Origin of the sequence: Streptomyces sp. NPDC005728, assembly GCF_040630895.1 — a bacterium.
Lineage (GTDB): Bacteria > Actinomycetota > Actinomycetes > Streptomycetales > Streptomycetaceae > Streptomyces.
Genome location: NZ_JBEXYL010000293.1, coordinates 1 through 1380, shown reverse-complemented (window position 1 = coordinate 1380; position 1380 = coordinate 1). Strand labels below are relative to the sequence as shown.

Here is a 1380-nt window from a genome sequence, read left to right as displayed (position 1 = left end):
GACGTCGCCGCACAGGTGGACCGCGCACTGACGGAGTCCTTCCGCACCGCCCACCCGACCGCCGCGCCTGCCACCGCCCAGGTGTCGGGCAAGGCCGGCACCACCCAGGACGACACCGCCGCCTGGTACACCGGTACCTCCGCATCCGTCACCACCGCCGTCGTCGTCTACCGCATCGACCTGGCCAAGAGCCTCGCACCGCTGCCGCTCAAAGACGTCACCAGTACGTCCGCCGACGACGTCCCCTACGGCATCTGGGCCCATGCGGTGGGCCTGGGGCGACCCCCGAGATCCCGGACACCGAACCTACTCCCCTCTCTCCTCACAGAATGATCTCTGCATGAGCAACAAGCCGACGGTCGACCGTCGTCATCCGGCCGGGCTCCGCCGCTGCTTCACCCGTCCCGAGGTGCAGACCCTGGTCGCCCTCCTCGTCGTGGCCTCCGTGGTCGCCGGCTACCTCGTCCTGAACCGGCTGGACAGCACCACGCGCACCGCATCCGCCCTGTACAGCCCCAAGACCGCTGCGCCGAAGAACAGACCCAGGACCGCTGCACCCAAGCCCACGCCCTCGTGGGACGGCAAAACGAAGATCCTCGGCGACGGCTCCACCTCCTACACCGGACCCCAGAAGGGCGAGCTGAAGCCCGAGCCGCTCAAACCCGGCGAGAAGCCGCCCCAGTTCGTCGTCTTCTCCTGGGACGGCGCGCTGGAGGGCAGCGACCACCTCTTCTCGCACTACCGGGAGCTGGCCAAGGAATACGACGCCCACATGACCTTCTTCCTCACCGGCATCTACCTGCTACCCAAGAGCAAGAAGGCCCAGTACCACGGCCCCATGCACTCTCCGGGCGACGCCGCGATCGACTACGCGACCGACGACCACATACGCACCACTCTGGAGCAGCTCGGGAAGGCGTACAAGGACGGCAACGAGATCGGCACCCACTTCAACGGCCACTTCTGCGAGGCGAAGGGTGGCGGCCAGTGGAGCGTGGAGGAGTGGAAGAGCGAGATCGACCAGTTCTACTCCTTCGTGGACCACTGGAAGACCAACACCGGCTTCAAGGACATACCGGCACTGCCCTTCGACTTCAAGAAGGAGGTCACCGGCGGCCGCGCGCCCTGCCTGGAGGGCCAGAAGAACCTGCTGAAAGCGATCAAGAGCTACGGCTGGCGCTACGACGCCAGTTCACCGGGCGAATTCCAGGTGTGGCCGACGAAGAAGAACGGCATCTGGGACTTCCCGCTGCAGCTGCTCCCGTACGGGGACAAGATCCAGGCCCTGTCGATGGACTTCAACTTCCTGTACAACCAGTCCGACGGCGAGACCCACGGCGACCCGGCGCAGTACCCCCAGTGGCAGCAGCAGACGCTCGA

1 protein-coding gene and 1 pseudogene are annotated in these 1380 nt (G+C 66.3%); both read left to right on the top strand.

Translation table 11 applies throughout. The features are described from left to right. A pseudogene (locus ABZ471_RS48695) lies at nucleotides 1-333 on the top strand (hypothetical protein); the annotation flags it as partial. A gap of 7 nt (nucleotides 334-340) precedes the next feature. Beyond that, on the top strand, nucleotides 341-1380 hold a 1040-nt coding region (locus tag ABZ471_RS48690), incomplete at its 3' end, for a hypothetical protein (RefSeq protein ID WP_359075626.1).